The organism is Nostoc sp. DedVER02 (assembly GCF_034530675.2).
Lineage (GTDB): Bacteria > Cyanobacteriota > Cyanobacteriia > Cyanobacteriales > Nostocaceae > Nostoc.
Window position 1 is genome coordinate 106716 of the sequence record NZ_JAVRCP020000005.1, and the last position, 23532, is coordinate 130247.

At 39.4% G+C, this 23532-nt stretch carries 13 protein-coding genes and 1 CRISPR repeat array; of the genes, 4 read left to right on the forward strand and 9 right to left on the reverse strand.

Annotated elements, in window-relative coordinates:
• Positions 1-519 precede the first annotated feature (519 nt).
• From RMZ41_RS08595 to RMZ41_RS08610, 4 genes are all read right to left on the reverse strand, one after another.
• Positions 520-2271 (reverse strand): asparagine synthetase B family protein, encoded by a 1752-nt coding sequence (locus RMZ41_RS08595; RefSeq protein WP_322644489.1) that lies wholly within the window; start codon positions 2269-2271, stop codon positions 520-522.
• 44 nt (positions 2272-2315) lie between these two features.
• Positions 2316-2948, reverse strand: a complete 633-nt coding sequence (locus tag RMZ41_RS08600) for an ABC transporter permease (RefSeq protein ID WP_322644488.1) — start codon at positions 2946-2948, stop codon at positions 2316-2318.
• Positions 2949-3074: 126 nt separating this feature from the next.
• Positions 3075-3836, reverse strand: coding sequence for an ATP-binding cassette domain-containing protein (locus RMZ41_RS08605; protein ID WP_322644487.1), 762 nt, complete (start codon positions 3834-3836; stop codon positions 3075-3077).
• Positions 3837-4443: 607 nt separating this feature from the next.
• On the reverse strand, positions 4444-4839 hold the full coding sequence (locus tag RMZ41_RS08610) for a hypothetical protein (RefSeq protein ID WP_322644486.1): 396 nt from the start codon (positions 4837-4839) through the stop codon (positions 4444-4446).
• A 311-nt stretch (positions 4840-5150) separates the two neighbouring features.
• Here RMZ41_RS08610 and RMZ41_RS08615 point away from each other — a divergent pair, with 311 nt between their 5' ends.
• On the forward strand, positions 5151-5459 hold the full coding sequence (locus RMZ41_RS08615; protein ID WP_322644485.1) for a hypothetical protein: 309 nt from the start codon (positions 5151-5153) through the stop codon (positions 5457-5459).
• Positions 5460-5618: 159 nt separating this feature from the next.
• Here RMZ41_RS08615 and RMZ41_RS08620 read toward each other — a convergent pair whose 3' ends face one another.
• Positions 5619-6452, reverse strand: coding sequence for a dienelactone hydrolase family protein (locus RMZ41_RS08620; protein WP_322644484.1), 834 nt, complete (start codon positions 6450-6452; stop codon positions 5619-5621).
• A 445-nt stretch (positions 6453-6897) separates the two neighbouring features.
• Positions 6898-9025: a CRISPR direct-repeat array (repeat unit 37 nt; unit sequence ATTGCAATTCATCTAAATCCCTATTAGGGATTGAAAC).
• A gap of 96 nt (positions 9026-9121) precedes the next feature.
• Between RMZ41_RS08620 and RMZ41_RS08625 the strand changes: the two genes are divergently transcribed.
• Positions 9122-9802: a Uma2 family endonuclease gene (locus tag RMZ41_RS08625; protein ID WP_322644483.1), complete on the forward strand. Its 681-nt coding sequence runs from the start codon at positions 9122-9124 to the stop codon at positions 9800-9802.
• A 335-nt stretch (positions 9803-10137) separates the two neighbouring features.
• On the opposite strand, the gene RMZ41_RS08630 is transcribed toward RMZ41_RS08625, so the two are convergent.
• Both RMZ41_RS08630 and RMZ41_RS08635 read right to left on the reverse strand, forming a co-directional pair.
• Positions 10138-12060, reverse strand: a complete 1923-nt coding sequence (locus RMZ41_RS08630; RefSeq protein ID WP_322644482.1) for a plasmid segregation protein ParM — start codon at positions 12058-12060, stop codon at positions 10138-10140.
• Between the two features lie 14 nt (positions 12061-12074).
• Positions 12075-12980: a hypothetical protein gene (locus RMZ41_RS08635; RefSeq protein WP_322644481.1), complete on the reverse strand. Its 906-nt coding sequence runs from the start codon at positions 12978-12980 to the stop codon at positions 12075-12077.
• Between the two features lie 161 nt (positions 12981-13141).
• On the opposite strand from RMZ41_RS08635, the gene RMZ41_RS08640 reads away from it, so the two are divergent.
• Positions 13142-13930, forward strand: a complete 789-nt coding sequence (locus RMZ41_RS08640; protein WP_322644480.1) for a hypothetical protein — start codon at positions 13142-13144, stop codon at positions 13928-13930.
• A gap of 149 nt (positions 13931-14079) precedes the next feature.
• On the opposite strand, the gene RMZ41_RS08645 is transcribed toward RMZ41_RS08640, so the two are convergent.
• Positions 14080-18783 carry a non-ribosomal peptide synthetase gene (locus RMZ41_RS08645; RefSeq protein WP_322644479.1) on the reverse strand — a complete coding sequence of 1568 codons (4704 nt, stop codon included), beginning with the start codon at positions 18781-18783 and terminating at the stop codon, positions 14080-14082.
• A 280-nt stretch (positions 18784-19063) separates the two neighbouring features.
• Between RMZ41_RS08645 and RMZ41_RS08650 the strand changes: the two genes are divergently transcribed.
• On the forward strand, positions 19064-20170 hold the full coding sequence (locus RMZ41_RS08650) for an alpha/beta hydrolase (RefSeq protein WP_322644478.1): 1107 nt from the start codon (positions 19064-19066) through the stop codon (positions 20168-20170).
• Here the strand turns inward: RMZ41_RS08650 and RMZ41_RS08655 are convergent.
• On the reverse strand, positions 20167-23442 hold the full coding sequence (locus RMZ41_RS08655) for an amino acid adenylation domain-containing protein (RefSeq protein WP_322644477.1): 3276 nt from the start codon (positions 23440-23442) through the stop codon (positions 20167-20169). The two genes, RMZ41_RS08650 and RMZ41_RS08655, sit on opposite strands and share 4 nt — an antisense overlap.
• Positions 23443-23532: the final 90 nt, after the last annotated feature.

Sequence of the window (23532 nt, forward strand, 5' to 3'; positions counted from 1 at the left end):
TAGTCCATATTGCAACTATTTTCAGCTTAAGACAGTTTTGGTGATGAAATTAGGTTTCAGTATGAGACTTTTTGGTAAACAAATATTATCTCTAGATAAAAAAAATACTTTTGTATTAAGGAGATTTATTTCACAATACATAAGTTAAATTTATGTCTTAATCCATAGAACTTTAGTACTTAATAAGACTGAACTTTACATAAATTTTATATATAGCAAGGGACTGGGGACTGGGGACTGGGGACTGGGTGAAAAGTCCTTTTGCATCTAAGTTTCACCATCTGTTGATGTCCTAAACACCAAGGCTTTTGCTATGACTCCTTTAGAAAGCACCTCAATGAAAAACTCCACGCCACTTGCGGGATGGAGTTTTTGGGCATTGGGCATTGGGCATTGGGCATTGGGAAGAAGTTAGTAATGCCCTGTTTTGTTTGGCTAATGCTCCAGGCTATCCCTCTCCACCGATCTTTTAACTCAGCACTCTGAACTCAGCACTCAGGACTTTTCACGCCTATCTACTTACGCTTTTCGATTCACCTGTAACCAAATTTCTAAACTCACAAGTAACCAAAGTTTTACGCCATAACGACTCCAAGTATCTCCTTGATAGTTTAACCAATTACGAATTGGTAACTGGTTCAAATAAGGAGTGATAGCTGCATTCTGATTTAGCAATAAATCTCTGGCTTGTTGCTGCCAATATTTCTTAAATCCTAATTGCACAGGAACCATCATGCCGCTTTTGGGACGATGGATAATTGCCTTTGGTAAAATATCTGCGTTTGCTTGCTTTAAAACTGCTTTTTCTTCCACTCCAGAAAGCTTATACTCTGGAGGAATTTTCATGCTTAAGTCTACTACTCGTTGGTCAAATAGAGGAGAACGACCTTGTAAAAGGGCTGCTTGAGTCAAGTTACTAACTTTAGTCAGAATTTGGTCAGCGCCTTTAAATTTGATGTTCATTGCCATCAAACGATTGAGATAGCTGGCTTCGGAGTATAAATCTTCTTCAAAAACCCAAGGTGCTGTTTGTACTGCTTGCCAAACTTCTGGCTTTAAAAGTTGCGGCAAGTCAGTAGCACACTTTTGAAAGGAAATTAAATAAGCTTGTAATGCATCTTGATTGGTGACAGAACCATATAAACTATTAATTAGCATTGGCTGATTTTTTGGCCCACCAAAACAGGGATCGCCACCTTCACCATTTAAAACTACTTCTACACTTTCTCTCGCCAGTCGCCCTAGTAAAAGGTTGGGAACAGTTAGTGGGTCGCCAATGGGGTCATCTAAATAGGCCATTGTAGACTGTAGGTGTTCCCACATATTCTTAAAAGTAATTTCTAAAATGTGGTGCTGCGTCTGACAATGGGATGCAACAAGACTGGAAAATTCTAATTCATTGGGACATTCGGAACCAAAATGAATCGAGAAGGTGTGAACTGGTGCTTGATGAAATTTCGCTGCTAAAGCCGCGATCGCGCTAGAGTCCAAACCGCCAGAAAGAAAAACACCCACGGGTTCATTTGCTGGTGGTAAATATTCTTGAACAACTTGGTCTAGGAGTTCTCGCAAGCGATCGCCATGCCATGATAAAGGTTGATCTATAGCTGTAATCTCTTCTTGAAGCTGCCAATAAGCCTCAACTTTGTAGTCGGGAAATTCTAAAACAGTTCCAGGTCGCAGTTCGCGCACCTGTTCCCAAAGGGTTCGTTCGCCTGGAATAAAGGCACAACAGAGATAATCTCGCAACGCCACCAAATCTAAATCAGATGAACGATGAGGTGATAAAGTTCTCAATTGAGGCGCAATCCAACGAACCGAACCAGTGGTAGTGTAATAGATAGTACGAACACCGATGCGATCGCGGACTAACCTCAACACCTGTTTTTCTCTATCCCAAACCACTAGCGCAAACATCCCTACAAGTTGGCTAAGACTTTCATTGCCCCATCGTTCCCAAAGATAAGCAATTAGTTGTAAAGAATTTCCTTGAAAGCTATGTGGTTCAATTCCCAACTTTTGCAGTAAATGCACTCTGTTAGTTAACCAAATATCACCAACAACAACAAATCGTCCTCCAGGACTGATTGCTAATTTTTCAGTCTGAAATTCAGAATCGGTGCGTGGTAAAATTACAGAAAATTTTTCATCTCGCCAAGCAATATTTTCATAATTTGCATTAGCCGTTCCCCAAGCTACGCGCCAAGTTGGGTTAGTTTCAACGAATTCGATTTTAGGAGATTTACGTTTTTTAAACGCATCAAATAGCATAGAATATTTTCAACGCCTAAAGGACAACTGAAACAATATTTAGCTTAACTTTTAATTTTTAATTTATTCTCCAACCAGCCAATTGCATAGTCAGCCAGTAATGCAATTACCGTCGCCGGAACTGCACCAGCTAAAATTAACTGATTATTCACTACTGATATGCCGCTAAAAATAAAGACTCCCAAACCGCCAGCACCAATTGCGGCTGCAATGGTTGCAATACCAATTGCAATTACCGTTGCTACTCGCACACCTGCCAAAATTACTCCCATAGCCAAGGGGATTTCAACTTTTAATAACAATTGTCTATCAGTCATTCCCATACCTCTGCCAGCTTCCCGAATCGCTGGATCTACACTAGTAATACCTGTATAAGTATTACGAATTATCGGCAGCAAAGAATATATAGTTAGAGCAATGATTGCTGGAACTGTACCAATTCCGCCAATTAGAGGAATAGGAATGAGTAAGCCAAAAACTGCTAAACTCGGAATAGTTTGGAAAATATTGGCTATGCCAAGAATTGGTTGGCGAAGAGAAGTTTTCCGTGTAATTAAAATACCTAAAGGAATGCCTATGATTATGGCAATTCCAATAGCAATACCTACTAAAAATAGGTGTTCTAGAGTATGCTGAAGAATTTCTGGAGCATACTTAACGAGAAAGAAGTCTTTCATAAAAAGCAGAGGGTAGGGGGCAATATTTGTCGGTTAAAGGGAAAAGGGAAAGGGGAAAAGGGAAAGAAAAAACCTTTAACCTTTACCCTTTAACCTTTACCCCAAATCCAATTCCCAATTCCCAAGTCATAAATTTTCTTGGAAAGGACGCAGACATTCAAGAAAAGCTAGGCTTTCTGGGTGTTGCGATCGCATAAATTCATCTGTTGTCCCTAATACTACTAACTCTCCGCCATCCATTAAACCAATTCTCGATGCCAAAACTAAAGCTTCTTGAATATCGTGGGTGACAAACACAACTGTTTTGCCTAATTCTTGTTGCAAACGCCGAAACTCTTGTTGCAATTCTAGGCGCGTAATCGGATCGAGTGCGCCAAAGGGTTCATCCATCAATAGTACTGGTGGATCTGCTGCCAAAGCCCTGGCGACACCGATTCTTTGCCTTTGTCCGCCCGAAAGTTCGTGCGGGTAACGCCCTGCAAATTGTGCTGGTTCTAAACCCACTAATTTTAACAACTCATAAACCCGCGTTTTAATTTGTTTCGGTTGCCAACCTTCCAAAGCCGGGACTAAACCCACATTGCGTTCTACAGTGAAATGGGGAAATAAACCAATTTCTTGAATTACATAACCAATTTTTCGCCGCAGTTTAATTTCATCCCATTGAGTTGTGGGAATGTTATCAAAAAAAACTTCGCCTTGTGTAGGTGTAAATAGGCGATTAATTAATTTCATTGTTGTAGTTTTGCCGCTACCACTGCGTCCAAGTAATACCAGCGCTTCTCCTTGGCTGATGGTGAAATTGAGATTTGACACCAAGGGGCGATGATTGCGGCTAAAAGTGACATCGCGGAATTCGACAGCAGTTTTTTGGTTATTTTGCGGCATGAGTAACTTTTAGTGGACGCTAGCTATATGTATAAGAATAATATTTGATTTTTGAACAAATCTAAGTATAGTAGGGTGTGTTACGGCTTCCGTAACGCACCAGAAGCTTAGAATGGCGCGTTACGCTGTCGCTAACACACCCTACGTATCTTTTCAAAAATCAAATACTAGTCCTATATTGTATTATCTGCTGATTTTGCTAGGCTGCTAACGTCCAATTTTTTGTTCATAATTAGTTTAAACCATTTATCGTAAATAAAAGATTTTAAGGCTTCTACCTCTATACAGCACTTTCTGCTGCTATGAGGTACAGATACTTGGAATGCTATTAGTCAAGCTAGTAATTAAAAGTTTGTAGTAAGCACTTTAGTGCTTACTACAAACTTTCTTACCCATCAATTTAAACTTGACAGACTATTAACACAGACAAACAATAATTCGAGCAATTAATGTACCTTATAACTTCGGGAAGTGCTGTAAGTAGCCTTAATAATTTTTAATTTTTAATTTTTAATTGTTAATTGTTAAGTGTGGCTCTAGCTTGACGCACCGCAATATACCATAAAAAAGGTGCGTTAGCTTTTGGCTAACACACCATATTATACTTTTATGCAGTTTTAGCATTTTCATCTAATGCTTGTTCTACAACATTTTTTAAGCGGCTCGACCTAACTTTGCGGGCGCGATCGCTATTGCGAACACCACCCGCCATCTCATACTCACGGCTGTCTTTACCGTATTTGATCGCAACCACCATCAGCATTTTTTCAGAAAGCTGACTTAAGTTTTTTTCCATTTCATCAATTTCAGTTTTAGAAGAGTCAACTACAGAAAGAGCAGTGTTATAAACATCAATTTTGTTCCGCAATTGCTCGATTGACTCAATTAGTTTTTCCAGATTATAATCTTCATCAAATTTGATCTTTGGAACAATCGATTTCATTCCAGCCGATCTTAACTCAGCTTTTTCTAAAACACGCGATGTCCGTTTTGGGCGGGGCATAATATTCTCCTTTAAGATGCTGCTATAGCTAGCTTGCCTCAATTAAAGAGTCTTCCGGTTCAGCAGAATTCGCAATTTTATCTTATTAAATTTTCAGTTTATATCGGTAATTTTTCGGTATTTGAAGGGTAAAGGTAAGAGGATATTTAAGGAGCAGGGGAGCAGGGGAGAGTTCAAATACCAAGTTCTTTCCCCTCTTGCCCCTTTGCCCCTCTGCTCCATCAAACGCCTGAAGCTTGTGAGAAATGCGGGCCAGTACCGCAAGGCGGAATTAAAAATTAAAAATTAAAAATTAAAAAAAGCCTTTCAACATGAGTGGAGTTGCTCCCGTCATGAGTGAAGTTGCTCCCGTTATGAGTGGAGTCGCTCCCGTCATGATTGGAGTCGCTTCCGTCATGATTGGAGTCGCTTCCGTCATGATTGGAGTCGCTCCCGTTATGAGTGGAGTCGCTCCCGTCATGAGTGAAGTTGCTCCCGTCATGATTGGAGTCGCTCCCGTCATGATTGGAGTCGCTCCCGTCATGATTGGAGTCGCTCCCGTCATGAGTGATACCGTAAACGCAAAGCAAAATGGGCGGTTAGAAACCAATGCAGTTCAGATAAGACCAAAACACTTGTAGAGACGGCGATTTATCGCGTCTCAAAAAACCAAAATTTTTTACCAATAGTCTTTAACTGAACCGTATTGGGTTAGAAACCGCGTCTACACAAACAAAACCCACTTCTGTGGGTTAAAAGCATTTTTTTTCCATTAGTCTGCTTTCTAATAAGGTGTGATGTTAAGATACGCCATACTTCTTAAACCAAGCTAAAAGACGTTTCCATCCATCTTTAGCTTCTTTCTCGCGGTAGGAGGGGCGATAATCGGCAAAAAAAGCATGGGGTGCATCGGGATAGACGATGATTTGAGATTTGCTGCTGCTGGATTTTAAGCGATCGCGCATTTGCTCTACTGTATTAACAGGAATACCTGTATCTTTGCCGCCGTAGAGTCCGAGAATGGGGACTGTCAGTTTTGATGCAATATCGACGGGATATTTGGGCTGAAGTTTGGTAGCATCGCCTACGAGTCGCCCGTACCAAGCTACACCTGCTTTCACTTTGGGATTGTGTGCTGCATACAACCAGGTAATACGTCCGCCCCAGCAAAAGCCTGTAATTGCTAATTTATCGGCATTCCCTTTTGCTGATTTTACAGCCCATTTCACTGTGGCATCGAGATCGGATAACACTTGGGTATCTGGTACTTTGGCAACAATTGGGCGAATTTCGTCTATACTACTTAACTTAGTGACATCCCCTTGACGGATAAATAATTCTGGTGCGATCGCTAAGTATCCCAACTGAGCAAAGCGACGAGCAACATCTTGAATATGCTCGTGTACACCAAAGATTTCTTGAATTACCAAGACAATTGGGAAATTTTCACCAGTGGCAGGTACTGCTCTATATGCAGGAATTTCGCCATCTTTGACGGGAATTTTCACTGCACCAGCTACCAATCCCTTAGCGTTGGTGGTGGTGACTTGAGCAGAAATGGGTTGTACCGCCAAAGCAAAACCCGTCGCCAAGGTGGTTGTAGCGATAAATTTGCGGCGTGTTATTTCTTTCATTATCTTTACCTTAAATTGGCGGAAACTTTATTGTTGGTTATCAGTACAGTAGTACAACAAGAAATATTACAATTTATGAATCAGTTTACCGTATTATTTATTCGGTTGCTGTTTAAGCGTTCTTTCTGTGGAACTGTTGTCAAGAAAAAGTCGCACGTTCAGGCACATAATAATTAATTTCTTGTGTGTCAAATGCGCGGAAGGGTAGGTGTACAATTTACCCAGCCCCAAAAAAGTGCTTTTATCCCAGTTCCAGTAAGGCTTTTAACCCATTAATTATCCGATCCTCATCCGCGCAATCTCTGAAATGCCGATCAAAACACGGTTTCAGCTTTGAAATTTTCCTGGCACTCTTTTCAAACAAATTCTGTAATGCTATGATTGCTCTTAAGTCGCGCAACTGCACCTTGAAAACTAAATACAGCTTAAGTTTCAGCCTGCCGCTATTGCAATTCATCTAAATCCCTATTAGGGATTGAAACGGTTAAATTTTCCTTGTATTTTTTGACCCATTGAAATTGCAATTCATCTAAATCCCTATTAGGGATTGAAACGCTGGAAAAAAGGAAGTGGTGGAAGAACCGGAACCATTGCAATTCATCTAAATCCCTATTAGGGATTGAAACACCTACATTGAGGGAAAGCGCGATTTTTCAGAAGAATTGCAATTCATCTAAATCCCTATTAGGGATTGAAACTAATTTCAGCATCATTTTGAATAGTTGAAATTTGAATTGCAATTCATCTAAATCCCTATTAGGGATTGAAACTTAGCCACGCAAAACTTACCGCATCAGTTCCCGAAATTGCAATTCATCTAAATCCCTATTAGGGATTGAAACTTGCCTCAGCAGTTCCAGCTAGAGCTAGAGCAGTTATTGCAATTCATCTAAATCCCTATTAGGGATTGAAACGCAGCAGAAGTATATGGATCACCTGCTTGAAGATAAAATTGCAATTCATCTAAATCCCTATTAGGGATTGAAACATGTCGATTGAAAGTATGAAAAGAGCGATCGCTGATTGCAATTCATCTAAATCCCTATTAGGGATTGAAACCTTCATCATAAATAAAACCCTGGAATATTGGACTAATTGCAATTCATCTAAATCCCTATTAGGGATTGAAACCCAATGGTGACATCTTGACATTTAGCGGGAACTCATTGCAATTCATCTAAATCCCTATTAGGGATTGAAACTACTGAAACTTCCTGATCTCCTATACGTTCAGCAATTGCAATTCATCTAAATCCCTATTAGGGATTGAAACAGTAAGTCAAGCGTAACTTGTCATATTTTAACACAAATTGCAATTCATCTAAATCCCTATTAGGGATTGAAACATCGAGCGCCGCCTTGCTCAAATTCGGCAAGATAATTGCAATTCATCTAAATCCCTATTAGGGATTGAAACACAATCCTTGTGTGGTGGTGATAAGCTAAGATTAAAAATTGCAATTCATCTAAATCCCTATTAGGGATTGAAACCCTATCAAGGAAATAATGCCAGAGTATTCCTCATTATATTGCAATTCATCTAAATCCCTATTAGGGATTGAAACAGAGCGACTTCTATCATTTTCTTATTTTGCTATGATTGCAATTCATCTAAATCCCTATTAGGGATTGAAACAGAGTCTTCTGCAATATGTGTGTTATAGGTAAAGAAATTGCAATTCATCTAAATCCCTATTAGGGATTGAAACATACGACTGACCACTTGAGATAGATGACTCATTTTATTGCAATTCATCTAAATCCCTATTAGGGATTGAAACTAGTAACTAAATCTGCTGAAAGTACAGGTAAATTAATTGCAATTCATCTAAATCCCTATTAGGGATTGAAACAAAGTTTGGAGTACCTTATGTACTTCCTGTACTAGAATTGCAATTCATCTAAATCCCTATTAGGGATTGAAACGCAAACCTGTTGTATCCGTGAGACAGGAAGTAGTCAATATTGCAATTCATCTAAATCCCTATTAGGGATTGAAACATAAGCGCTAATCCCACTAAAGATGCAGCCGCAGATTGCAATTCATCTAAATCCCTATTAGGGATTGAAACTTATGAAAACTACCATATAGAATTAGTAGTCAAAAAATTGCAATTCATCTAAATCCCTATTAGGGATTGAAACCTCTCAATCCGCAACCTTGACTAAAAGCGTCTACGATTGCAATTCATCTAAATCCCTATTAGGGATTGAAACAAAGTTGATACTGCATTGTTTGTTGATAATCTCATTGCAATTCATCTAAATCCCTATTAGGGATTGAAACAAAGATAATTTAGACCTTGAACAACGTAAAAAAATTGCAATTCATCTAAATCCCTATTAGGGATTGAAACACAGAATTGATTTGTTCTGGTATTGAATATACATATTGCAATTCATCTAAATCCCTATTAGGGATTGAAACGAGAAACTATCAGGGAATGCTTGAGTAACATCCAATTGCAATTCATCTAAATCCCTATTAGGGATTGAAACAGCTAAAGCTCCGAGTAAAAATGCTATGATTCCAGTTATTGTAATTCATCTAAATCGCTATTAAGGATTGAAACCTTGCCATGAGGGTGTCGGCGGTGGGTATCCTGAAATTGTAATTCATCTAGATTACAGCACTGTGAAGTTTTTATATCCATAATCAGGATGAAATAATGATTCAATCACTAAAAAAACTATTTACATTTGATGAATATTTAGAGTTTTTAGAAACACAACGGGAAAACATTCGTTATGAATTATACGATGGAGATATTATTCAAATGCCGCCACCATCAGGTAAACACGAGCAAATAGTAGCATTTTTAACAATGATGTTAGGGCATGAGTGTCTTCGTCTTAAACTTTATTACGGCATACCTAAAACCGCGACAGTGAAGCCAGAAAATAAAATGTCAGGGTACTATCCTGATGTTTTACTAATGAATTTTTCTAACTTGAGTAATGAACCATTATGGGAGAAACAATCTATCCTTAGTAAGCCAAATTCAATTCCATTGGTGATTGAAGTAGTGAGTCAGTGCGTTGCGCGGGTTCCCCGCGTTGAAGCAACTGACGAACCCGTAAGGGTGAGTACTAATTGGAGAGATGATTATCATAAAAAGTTTGCTGACTATGAAGAAATGGGTATTCAAGAATATTGGATTGTGGATTATGCTGCTTTGGGTAGCAAGGAATTGATAGGCGACCCCAAACAGCCAACAATCACAATTTACTTTTTAAGTGATGAGGGTGAATATCGTGGTAAACAGTTTAGAGGAGATGACCGTATAGAGTCCCCAACATTTCCAGATTTAAATCTAACTGTTGAGCAAATTTTTTCAGTGCGTTATTAATAAATTAGACAGCAACCGCCATAAATAACTTTATCTCACTGTACAAGTAGCGCTCAGATGCGCGAAGTCATGCTTTAAAAAAATTTTCCCTGTCCCCAATCCCTCATACATAATTTGTTCGTACACATCACTACTATCAACACTGCTCGGTTAAGATAAGAGACGCGATGAATCGCCGTCTCTACAATAATCAGACGCGATGAATCGCCGTCTCTACCAGTGTTTTGGTCTTATCTGAACTGTATTGTATTATAGCCCCCTCCTCGCTTGCGGGGAGGGGGTTGGGGGTGGGGTTCTCATATCTCACTAGACCGGAAAACGCTATATTATCACCACTATTGAATCAAAATTATGCAAGATTGAACTTTGTTAGAAAGGCTTTTTTGAAGCCCTTGCTCAACTTTAACAATCAGTTTGTCAAAAGCCTCTCGATCTGCTGTGAGTTGTTCTTGAATAACTTTCTCTAACTCCGGCTTTATTTGCTCACACATATCCTCAATTTTTTTGTCACTTAAAAAACTAGAACGAACCCAACTAGGTACATCCACATTTGTCTTGATTACATCTTGAACACCTTTGCGATTTAGCTCCATTCCTGCTGCCATAACCGAAGCCCCATATACTAATGCAATAGGCCAGGTTAAATGTCCAGTTAAAATTAGAGTGATGATGCTAGCTACAGTACCTCCACCAATTACTACATTGACAATAAATGCCACTGTTTCAGCAAGGATCGCATCTCCAATTCTTAGTTCGGGGTTAACAAAATTTGGGTCAATGCTATCCTGAAACCTTAAGCTACTTCTCGGTATCTGAAACTTTCGACAGATTGGATCGGTTTGTGCGGCTAAATCTGGTTGGATTTTATTGCTAAACCAAAAAGCACATTGATTATTAATTATCTGCACAGCAAGTTCGCTTTTGAGCCACTGTTCTGCACGAGTAATCAAAGATGTTTCCAAATCTGCTAAAGTTCGTATTTTGTTTTTTTGCCAATCTTTTAAACCTGGTTTAACTGCGTTGACAATCAAACCATCTGTCAAAGGCTTTGTTAGCGATTTGATTAACTCCGGGATATGCCTCTCAATCAAACTTTTAAGCTGATTGGAGGTAAATAGTTTGTTGACTTCTTGCTTAAAAGCAGCAGCACGCAGATCCCATCTTCCCACTCGTGCTAAACCCAGTGCAATGCACCGTTCCGGTTCAGGATCGGGACGAAGTAGGGTTTCTGGTTCGGGAAACATTTCCTGACAAAGAATGTGCGTAAATTTCATCCGAGATGCACCACCTGTCATCAGCACAAGTTTCGGCACAATTCCAAGTTGTTTTAACTTTTCTTGCGCCTCATTTAAAGAGTCGCTAAAAGTTTTAATCCAACTCTGAAACCCCAATTCAGCTAAGGGTTGATTTAAAATTTCCTCCATCAGCAATTTATTTACTTGGGGAATAAAATAAATCTGTTCGTTGATCGACTCGAACCCACGCGCAAAGGATTCAGGATCGCTGTATAGCTGTTCGTTAGAAAAATAATCTTCTTTGGCTTTGCGACAAGCAAGTTCACAACGAGCCTGGTGATGGGGATATTCTTTAAATACTTTTTCGAGTAATGTTTTTTGTTCGTGGTTGGCGAGAGTCTGGGCAAAAATAGCTTTGTCTATTAGAGATGCACCTAAAGTATTACTCCCGAAATCTATGGGAATCTCTTCTAAATTCTTAACCAGAGTAAAATCTGTGGTTGAAGAACCAATATCGACAATTAGCACCGATGCAACAAGTTTGTCATATTCGAGCTTCCCGGCTTCCTTGGCTTGCATGAAAGCAGCCCGCGATTCTGGTACAACATTTATTTGAGAAATGCCAGCTTCTTGGAGTAGCTTTTGGTATTCTGTGCGATCGCTAACTGACCATCCTGAAGGACAACCAATGTAAAAATAGCTACTTTCCCCACTCTCAATTTGTTTGCTTTCTTTCAAAAGGCGGTAGTAGGTGGCGACAAAAGTGCTAATTGTTTCCCGATATTTGGGATCGTTGTTGGGTTTTTGCTTGAAAGAAATTGTCAGTTGAGTAACACCAGCTTGAATTAATGCTTGTTCCCCCACAAGATAACCAAGTTTAGGATGCCAACCAAGAGCCGTAATTTGGTTCTTTCTGTTATTAATCTCCAGCATTTGGGGGGGTTCGATGCTTTCCACTACAGCTTTTGCTAAAGCCGTCTCACCGTGCCCCAAATCAAAACCGATTGTTTCTAAAATTTCCATAGCCTTATTATCTATTATTCTCTAGAAGCGGAATATGCAGGCTCAATTACCCTACCGCGCCTGAGTAAGCGATCGCCTTTTAACAAAGCCGGAGTTAGAGTGACATGATCTTTGGTATCGGGGTCAATACTTGGCTCAAAGTCAAAATATTTGCGATCGCTATCAGGGTCATTTGGTCGGTAAACTTGAGCGTTAATTCCCTGAGACATTAAAATCTGTGGCAAGAGTTTCGCCAGTTCATAAGCCATTTGGGGTTTATCAAGTTTTGATGCGCCCATTAGTCTTTGCAGAAAATTTAATAGTTCTGGCAGTTCTTCTATTGCTAAATCGCCTTCATGTTTATTCGATTCTTCTACTCTAGCCACTGCTAAGTCAATCGTGTTAAGAGCATCGCCAAGGCAATCTAAAAATACTTGACTATCAACCTTAAGAATAGGTTGAGGTAATTGTAATAGTTCTAAAGACATAGAATTTTGCTGATTTTTTAAGTCAAGTTGCAGCACAACTTCTAGCCCCAGAAGTATAAAGGTTAACAAGATCGCCATCCATGCACCTGGGGTATTTTTAGTTAGAGAGAACAACAAACTTAAGATACCTATATAAATGAGTCCTCGGAGGAATTTCAAAATTACTCTGCTAGTAAAAAAACTTGTACCTGGGTTCGTAATTTGTCCTTTTTCTGTGGGAACAACTTGAGAATAGTTAGCCGCCGCAAGAGTGGCAATAGATTGTCGCAGCGTATCTAGAAAAAAGGAAGCTAGACGAACTTGAGCCAGATTAAGTTTTTCAATGTAAATTCTTTCAAAACCATCGAGTCGGTTTTGAACCAGTTTAACTGTCTCCTCAATATTGGTTGTGTTCTCAATATCTGTCTGAAGTTGGTTGCGTTCTTCGCTAAAAAGTGAAATTATTGTTTTCATTGCGTTGGCTAAGACTTGAACGTTACAAATAGCAGTAAAAGGAACAAACAACTGTTAAAATTAATTCTGAATTCTGACTCCTGACTCCTGAATTCTATTTCAATAATTATGATTATGAATTAAGTTGATTGCAAACTACTAGCTAAAGAAGGAGAAGCAGAATGTTTATCTGCGTCATTGCAGACTACGGTACAGGAGATCCGGCATTTACAGAAGTTACACAACGTTTGCTGATAGCTTTTCCTGATGCCCAAATTCATTTGCTTTCGGTTCCAGCATTTAGTACCTTAGCAACAGGATTCTGGATTGCTCAACTTGGACTTAACTCAGGCCCTAGCGATCGCTTAATTTATCACAATTGTGCCCCTCGCCAAGACGATCCCGAAGCCCGTCGAGACAATGAAGGTGAAGGGCTAACTTATGCCCTTTTATCCAATGGTGTAAAAGTAGTAGGTGTGAATGCAGGCTACACCCTCTCTTTTATCAAAGACTATACAAAAGAGTTGCGAGTGGTTAACGTTTCTCGTGGTGGTTCGCAGTTTCGCTCACGAGATGTTTTTCCTCCGGCGGCGGCGGCCATTATGAATGAAGACTTTAGCGTTCTGGGAGATAACCTTAAGAGTGAGCAAATCCCAGATGTTCCACCAGATAGAATTGCCTGGATTGATGGCTACGGTAACATCAAAACCACTATTGGGGCGCATACGCTTAACTTGGAGCCTCAAAGCAAAATTGTGATTCGGATTGGAGATGTAGTGAGCGATGCAGTGTATTCTGATGGCAGCTTTAAAGTATCTGAAGGAACTTTAGCCTTTGCTCCTGGGAGTTCCGGTTGGCCAAGAGGCGAATCAGCACCATTACGCTTCTTAGAATTGTTTCTGCGCGGAGGGAGTGCTTGGGAGCGCTTTGGCCGTCCCCGTGTGAATCAGCAAGTAACTCGAATCGCGTGACAAGAGACGATGGAAATTTTAGTCCATAAATTCTTTTTTAACCTCTTCTCTCTGTGTTCTCTGTGCCTCTGCGGTTAAATAAAATACTTTTTAACCGCAGAGACACAGAGAACGCTGAGAAAAAGAAGAATTGTAAACGTCAAATACTATTAACGCTCCTTGTTTTCATTTAAAGAAGATAACTTAACCCGCCGACTTTCACGTGAGAGTGGTACTAAAAGTGGGGCTTGACTTTGAAGATTGCTTTGTTTAAAGCTTTCCACTATCTTAGAAATTTGTGCAATTGTCGGTGCTTCAAATACGCTACGCAAAGGTAACTCTATATGCAAGGTATCGCGCACTCTAGAGACAAGCTGAGTTGCTAGTAATGAATGACCACCTAATTCAAAAAAATTATCATAAATTCCTATCTGCTTAACTCCCAAAACCTCAGCAAAAATTTTCACCAACACCTGTTCAACAGGAGTGCGAGGTGCGATGTAATTTTCAGACAATTGGGGTTTAGTTGCATAATACAATGCTCTTAAAGCGCGACGATTGACTTTACCATTAGCTATTAGAGGCAAAGATTCTAATATTACAAAAGCTGATGGCATCATGTACTCAGGCAGTTTTTGGGCTACGTCAGTCTGCAACTGCGGCACTAAATTACGCGCAGCTTTGGCTTGTAAGGGATTATTAGCGTAAGATTGCCAAGGACGCGAGTGAGTCGTGCTATGTGCAAGAATAGTTCTCTTTCCTATTTCCTCTTGCCGTACAAAAAGCACATCATAGTATCCTTGAATATTTGCATCTGACCAAGTAATCTCAACTCTGTAAGGTACATCCAATATATAAAAATCTTCTGGCTCTACTCCTAAAGATTCAAGTCCTTGCAAAGCCTTACGCATTTGACCTACAGTTTTAAAACCTTCTACATCTGATAGCCATTCTGCGGTTTTAACTGCTGCCATCACCCGCGCATTAGGTACATTTTTAATACATAATATTTCTGGTTTATTCTCAATTAATAACTCACGCACTGCTGACACGGTTAAATTATCTTCAGACCAGTTCAACACTGAAGAAATTTCAGTATTATTAATTTCATCACCAATATTAAGAATCACATTATACCGAAATTGAGTTAACTCGTTGCATTCCCGGCCTCGCAGCAGTTGAATTTGTACATGGCTAATTTGGGGAAAGCTTTGCTTAATTGCACTAAAAAAAGCTGGGTCAATTACCAACTCTGTTTCTTGGAAAATTTGCATTTGAACCCGTTGCTGTAACTCAGAGCGGGTAAGGGAAGGTTCAGCTTGGTACAACTGCACTGATGCATGGAAAGCTTGCAATAATGGCAAAGAACGCACATCTCCTATGAAAATAAAGCCACCTGGAGCAGTTGCTTTCACAGCACCTTCTAATACATTAATCAGATAATCAATGGTAGGAAAATATTGTACAACTGAGTTGAGAATTACTGTATCAAAAGCTGCTGTTTCTACTTTCTCAAAGTCAGTAGCCATTTGCTCATACAGCGTTACCTGCGGCATTTCTTGTTTTTCTAACTGCTGCTGAATGTAGTTAAGTGAAACCGGGGAAAAATCTGTTCCACAATATTTAGTGCAGTGAGGTGCAATTCTGAATAAAATTAAACCTGTTCCACAACCAATTTCTAACACTCGCTTGGGTTGTAAAGCCAAAATCTGCTCAACTTGGTTATTCACCCACTCATGCATCTGCTCTGCTGGAATCGGCTGATTTGTGTAACTACTGTTCCAGCCGATAAAATTGGATATTGCATCGGAATCAGCAGCAGGCTGATTATAAGTTTCGTTATAGAGCATCTGCCATTGCAAAACCTGCTCATTCTGCAATTTGCTTAATTGCAGATTCTCTTGCTCGCTGCTGTATTCAGCTTTAGGTACTACATAAGCTACTAGCCGCTTTTCTTCTTCATGCTCATTAATTATGACTACAGTTTGCTGTACTGCTGGATGCTGATTCAGTACTGCTTCAATTTCGCCCAATTCAATGCGGTAGCCACGAATTTTTACCTGCTCATCAAGGCGGGTTAAAAACTCAATGTTACCATCTACTCGATAGCGGACTAAATCACCTGTTTTATAAAGTCGTGGTTTTAAATTATTAGTAAAATGATGACAACTAAAGCATTCAGCAGTTAAATCAGGACGGTTTAAATAACCTCTTGCTAATCCATCACCACTTATATATAACTCTCCTGAAACGCCAATGGGTACAGGTTGTAAATGTTTATCTAGTATGTAAACTTGGGTATTGGCAATCGGACGACCAATTGTAGGTACTACATCGTTATTCTTCACAGAAATATAACCGGAAGTTGTCACGACTGTATTTTCTGTAGGCCCATAATTATTAATTACCTGGAAAGAATGGGAAGCTAAAGGATATTGATTTAGTTTATCTCCACCTATAAGTAACATTCGTAAAGCTGCATCTTGAGGAAAATCTAATAATAAAAACTTTTCTGCTAGAGGTGTTGGTAAGAAAGAAATTGTGATTTCTTGTGAGATTAACCAATCTCGGAGATATTCAGGCGATCGCCTGATTTCATCATCTACAATATAGATACTTGCTCCAGCACTAAGATAAGGCCAAATTTCCCAGCCACAAGCATCAAATCCAACACTAGCTATTTGTGTTACTCGGTCAAGAGGTGAAACTGTAAATACTTTTTGATGCCAAAAAAGTAGATTGAGCAATCCTCTATGTTCAATTTGTACACCTTTAGGCTTTCCAGTTGATCCAGAGGTATAAATGACATAAGCAAGGTTATCTGCTGCTACTTCACTAGGAAGATTATCTTCAAATTGTTGAGCAATGATTTCATAATCTTTATCTAAACAAATAATTTTTGCATTATTGTTTCCCAAAGGTTCAAGCCATTGCTCGTGAGTTAATAAAACTGAGACTTGAGCATCTTCCAGCATAAAATTCAAGCGCTCAGATGGATAACTAGGATCTAAAGGCAGATAAGCTCCACCTGCTTTGAGAATGCCCAACATCCCGATTACCATATCAAAAGAGCGTTCTACACACAGCCCTACTAAAACTTCGGTTTTAACTCCTAGTTTTTTGAGATAATGTGCAAGTTGGTTACTACGTATATTTAAATCTTTATAGCTGAGTTGCTTATTACCAAATACTAGTGCAGTTGCATCAGGGTTCTGTTCTGCAATGCTCTCAAATAACTGATGGATACACTTATCTTGAGGATAATCTAGCTGAGTATTATTCCATTCAAATAATAAGTTATTTAGCTCAGATTCACTTAATATCGGTAATTGTGCAATTCGTTGTTCTGGATTTACAACTATACCCTCAAGCAATACTTGAAAGTTTCCTAACATCCTAGTTATAGTAGCATCATCAAATAAATCAGTGCTGTAAATTACAAAACCACTAATTCCTTCTGAGCTATCTACCCATAAACCATTTTGAGTATTTGGTTCCCACAGGTGGAACTCCAAATCAAAGCGTGTGGTTTCCGTATCAAATGGTAGCGGGCTTAAAGTTAAACCAGTCAACTCCAATGCTGACATCGGCGCATTTTGCAGAGCAAATACTACTTGAAAGAGTGGGTTTTGATTCAAATTACGCTCTGGATGTAGTTCTTCTACAAGTTTCTCAAAAGGCAAATCTTGATGAGTGTATGCTCCTAAAGCTACCTCTTTGACTCGATTCAATAATTCTCGAAAACTTGGGTTTCCAGTTAAGTCGGTACGCAGGACTAAGCTATTGACAAAAAAACCAATTAATCCCTCAATTTCACTCCGGTTTCGATTGGCAATTGGTGAACCAATCGCAATATCTTCTTGTTGTGTGTAGCGGTAAAGTAAAACTTTAAATGCTGCTAAGAGGGTTATAAACAAAGTTACCCCTTCTTGCTGTCCGAGAGCTAAAAGTGCTTTGCTCAAACTTTTTGATAATTGTAGAGGTAGCCTTGCACCCTGGTAAGTTTGAACGGCTAGTTTTGGTCTATCGGTTGGCAGATTTAACATACAAATGCCGTCTAATTGCTTCTGCCAGTAACCAAGTTGCTTTTGTAATACTTCCCCTTGTAACCATTGACGTTGCCAGTACGCAAAGTCTGCATATTGGATTGTAAGTTCTGGTAGAGGAGAAGGCTGATTATTAGCAAAGGCTGTGTAGAGTGCTGCTATTTCTTGAATTAACACCCCAATAGACCAACCATCGGAGACAATATGATGCATATTCAGCAACAGGATGTATTCTGTCTCATCCAACCGCAGCAATTTTATTTGCAACAATGAATCAGTTGATAAATTGAAAGGACGTTGAGCTTCTTGGTTAGTGAATTGTCGTGCTTTTATTTCTCGTTCGGATTGTGGCAGTTGCCGTAAATCTATTATTGGTAAAGGTATTGTTAGCGTCGGATTAATTATCTGAACTGGTTGCCCTGGCTGGATAACAAAAGTAGTGCGTAAAGCTTCATGTCGCCGCACAATTTCGTTAAAAGTTTGCTCTAGCGCGGTTAAATGTAGCGAACCTGTTAAATGTAAAGCTACTGGAATGTTATAGAAAGGATTATTAGGGATTAATTGGTCAAGAAACCACAATCGTTGTTGAGCAAAGGAGAGGGGAAGATTTTCTGACCGCGAAATAGGTAGGAGAGGTTTAAAACTGTGGTTGTTAGTATGATTATTTACTTTTAAAAATTCAATAATTTCTGCTTTCCGCTCTTGAATTTCTGCACGTAGTTCTGCTGTCAGAATTCCTTCAGGTGCGTTACAACGAAACTTTTCACTATCAATAAAAACTTGAATATCTAAGTTGCGAAGATAAGATAAAAACTCAACCGTATTCAAAATTTCACCTCTTCACAACTGTTTTTACTTTGTAGTTATTAACTCAAGACTTACGCACAGGTAACGGAAAATCGAACCGCAGAGGACGCAGAGGGCACGGAGAAATAAGAGTTTCAGAGAGTTTTTGCGTAAATATTATAACTAACCCAGCATTTTTATCATGCTTACAACACTATATAAATCATACTTGGGAGTGAAAGTTGGATGATTCTAATTATGGTATCAAGCTAAAAGACAACGCAGTTAACAAGGTCTTGCAAGGTTTAGGCTTATGATATTCATGCCTCATAATTTTCTATTTGTATGGCTGGTTCAACTGTTGTCTGTTGGAGTACTTGGCGGAGGAATTTACATTCTTTATGAGTGGTACGAACGAGAACTTGTAGGAACTTCTTACTTAGTGGCTGGATTAGTAATGGTTCTGTGGACTTTTGGCGGCCGTTTTATTAGTTTGCCACTGCTGCGCCGTCCTGGAAGGGAGGAACCCAAGTTTATGCGTAGCGAAACCGTGCAGCGCTTGCCACGTCCAGATGGGAGCGTGTTGCAAGTAGAGTTTTTTGGCCCTGAAGATGGTCAACCAATTATTTTGTCACACGGTTGGGGGCCAAACAGTACTGTATGGTATTATGCTAAACGACAATTAAGCGATCGCTTCCGAGTAATTGTTTGGGATTTACCAGGATTAGGAAAATCCGCCAAACCCAAAAACAACGATCACTCTATAGAAAAATATGCCCGTGACTTAGAAGCTGTTGTTGCTATAGCAGGGGATAAACCAGTCATCTTGTTGGGGCACAGCATGGGTGGAATGATTAACCTGACATTCTGCCGTCTGTTTCCAGAGCAATTGGGGAGTCGGGTGGCTGGCTTAATTCTTGTGGATACGACTTACACCAATCCGGTAAAAACTTGCATCTTTAGCAATCTGGTGCGTAAATTGCAGAAACCGCTACTCGAACCTGTGTTGTACCTGACTATCTTGCTGTGGCCGATTTTTTGGTTGATGACTTGGCTTTCGTATTTCAATGGTTCGCTGTATATCACCGTTGAACTATCTGGATTTACGGGTACTGAAACCCGCGGTCAACTAAGTTTTGCAGGTCTATTATCAGCATTGGGTTCGCCTGGTGTTCTGGCTCGTGGCACGCTGGGAATGTTGAAGTTTGACGAAGCCCAAACACTTGCAACTATTAACGTACCTGTATTGGTCATGTGTGGCGCTTCAGATATCGCAACTAAACCTGTGGCGAGCGATCGCATGAAAGCAGAATTGCCTTACTCTGAAAGAGTGACCATCAAACCAGGTGGACACATGGCATTGATGGAACAAAATCAGCAGTTTAGCGAAGCAGTCAGTACGTTTTGCGCTAGCTGCTCATATCCTTAAAATTCAACGTCTTCTCGCTCTTGTCCTGTAGTTTCAATTTTATCAGCACCTTTTGCTGCCCAACACATAGTATCAATGCACTTAGCAAGTTGTTCAATAGTTGGTGCTTCAAATAAATTGCGTACAGTTACATCTATTTGAAAGGTATCTCGGATTCGGGAAATTAACTGAGTCGCTAGTAGAGAATGACCGCCCAATTCAAAGAAATTATCATGAACGCCTATCTGCTCTTTTAGCAAGACTTTAGCCCAAATTTCTGTAAGTAACTCTTCAACTTGCGATCGCGGTGCTACATAATCATATTTATCGATTACTATATCGGGTCTAGGTAAAGCGCGACGGTTTACTTTACCATTAGCTGTTAATGGTATTGATTCTAATAATACATAAGCTGTTGGCACCATGTATTCTGGTAACTTTTCTTTCAAAAATTTACATAGCATAGATGCCAAATTTGATACTTCTACTACATTAAGAATAATATAAGCCACCAAATACTTATTATCAGCTATATCCTCATCAGCAATGATCACTGCTTCTTTTACTGCTGGATGTTCGCTCAACACCGCTTCAATCTCTGATAATTCAATGCGGAAGCCACGAATTTTTACTTGATTGTCAATCCGTCCTAAAAATTCAATATTGCCATCTGGTAAATAGCGGGCTAAATCGCCAGTTTTGTAAAGACGTGTTTGGGATTTATGACTAAATTTTGTAATAAAGCGTTCAGCAGTTAATTCTGGGCGATTGAGATATTCTCGCGCCAGACCATCACCACCAATATATAATTCGCCAAAAACGCCAATAGGCAAAGGCTGTAAATGGGGATCTAATATATAAATTTGTGTATTATTTATCGGGCAACCAATGGGAATAAATGTAGTTGATTCTGGCAAGTCTTGTATATGATAATAAGATGAAAATGTTGTATTTTCAGTAGGCCCATAAACATGAATTAAATGCTTTGGCGCACCATATTTTATAATTTTTTTAACCCATCTTATATTAACAGCCTCGCCACCGAATAATAAATATCGCAAAGAACCAAAAGCTTGCGGAACATCTCTAGTAATCTGTTGAAATAAAGCTGTTGTCAAAAACAAGACACTAATGCCTTTCTGTTGTAGATATAATGCCAACTCGTGAGGCGAAAGGATTACATCTTTGCTAACACCCACGAGTTGAGCGCCGTTAAGTAGCGCTCCCCAAATCTCGAATGTTGCTGCATCAAAAGAAGTGTTTGAGGCTTGGGCGATTTTATCTGAGGGTGACAATTTTATATAATTTGTATTGCACACTAGCCGATTTACAGCTTTGTGAGTTATAGCCACTCCTTTAGGTTTTCCTGTAGAACCAGAAGTGTAAATAACATAAGCTAAATTGTCAGACGTAACGCTACTTTTAAGGTTATTTTTGTTTTCTTGAGTAATAAGTTCCCAGTTTGTATCTATGCAAACAATTGGATTTAAGAACCATTCAAAAGACTTGAGCAAATTTTCTTCTGTTAGCAGTAATGAAACCTGTGCATCTTCCAGCATAAACTTTAGGCGTTCTTCAGGATAGCTAGAATCTAAAGGAAGATATGCTCCCCCTGCTTTCAGAATGCCTAATAAACCAACTATCATTTCTATAGATTGAGAAATACAAATTCCTACCAATATTTCTGAACCTACCCCGACTTTTTGTAAGTATTGTGCTAGTTTATTGCTGCGATTATTCAACTCTTGATAAGTGAGTTGCTCGTTCCCAAAAATTAATGCTATAGAATTAGGATGATACTGTACCTGTTCTTCAAACAATTGATGAATACACTTATGATGAGGATAATTTACCTTAGTATTATTCCATTCCACTAATACCTGATGTAGCTGTGTTTCATTTAATAGCGGTAAATTTGCAATACGTTGTTCTGGATTTGCGACAATACTTGACAATAGAGTTTTAAAATGTTCCAGCATCCGGCTAATAGTAGCTTGCTCAAACACATCTGTGTTATAAACTATTACGCCACGGAGTCCTTCAGAATATTCCCAGTTTGCACCCCATAAACTCCTAAAATCGTCAGAACACTTCCATAAATGTAGTTCTAAATCAAAACGGGTTTTTTTTAAGTCAATATTCATAAAGCTAGGCACTAATCCAGATAGCTCTAGTGCCGACATTGGCGCATTCTGGAAACTAAACACTACTTGAAACAACGGATGATAGCTCAAGTTACGCTCTGGATGCAGTTCTTCAACTAGCTTGTCAAATGGCAAATCTTGCTGGCTATAAGCTCCTAATGTTACTTCTCTAACTCTACCTAACAGTTCTCGAAAAGTTGGGTTTCCAGATAAGTTGCTGCGTAGGACTAAACTATTGACAAAAAACCCAATAAGACCTTCAACTTCGCTACGGTTACGATTAGCAATTGGCGAACCTACCGCAATATCTTCTTGATGTGTATAGCGATAGAGTAAAGTTTTGAATGCTGCCAGCAACGTCATAAAAAAAGTGACTTCTTCTTGCTGTGAAAGCTTTTCTAGTGCATCAGTTAACTTTTTTGGTAACTCAAAAAATTCTGTTGTTCCTTGATAGCTTTGTATCGCTGGTCTTGGTTTATCGGTAGGTAAATGCAGCATAGAAATACCATTTAATTGCTGCTGCCAATAAGTTAATTGCGTTTGCAGCACTTCTCCTTGTAGCCACTCACGTTGCCAGTGGGCAAAGTCGGCATATTGAAGAGGCAATTCTGATAGCAGCGCAGTCTGGTTCTGTGCAAAAGCTGTGTACAGCGTTCCTAATTCCCGAATCAGCACCCCAATAGACCAATCATCGCAGATAATATGATGCATATTCAGTAATAGAATATGTTCTGTGTTAGAAAGCACAAGCAACTTCACCCGCAGCAATGCCCCGGAGGATAAATCGAAGGGATGTTCTATCTCTGCGTTAACAATCCTCCTTGCTTCAACCTCCCTTTCACCATCTGGCAGTAGTTGGAGGTCTAACACAGAAATAGGTATCGTCAAGCTGGGTGCGTTAGCGCAGCTTTCCGCAGGAATCGCCTGTAGAGGTTGCCCATCCAATACTACAAAGGTAGTACGTAGGCTTTCATGGCGGCGCACAATTTCATTAAAAGTCTGCTCCAGTGCCGTTAAATTAAGCGAACCTGTTAAGCGAATTACTGTCGGCACATTATAAATAGTATTGTTAGGAATCAACTGGTCAAGGAACCATAACCGTTGTTGGGCAAAAGAGATTGGAAAGACGAAAACCTCTTCAGAAGACATATAAAATCCTAAATCATCCGTGAAAATCTCTCTTTATTCTCTCTGCGTTCTCTGTGCCTCTGCGGTTCGTTATAAAAAATTATTTTTCAC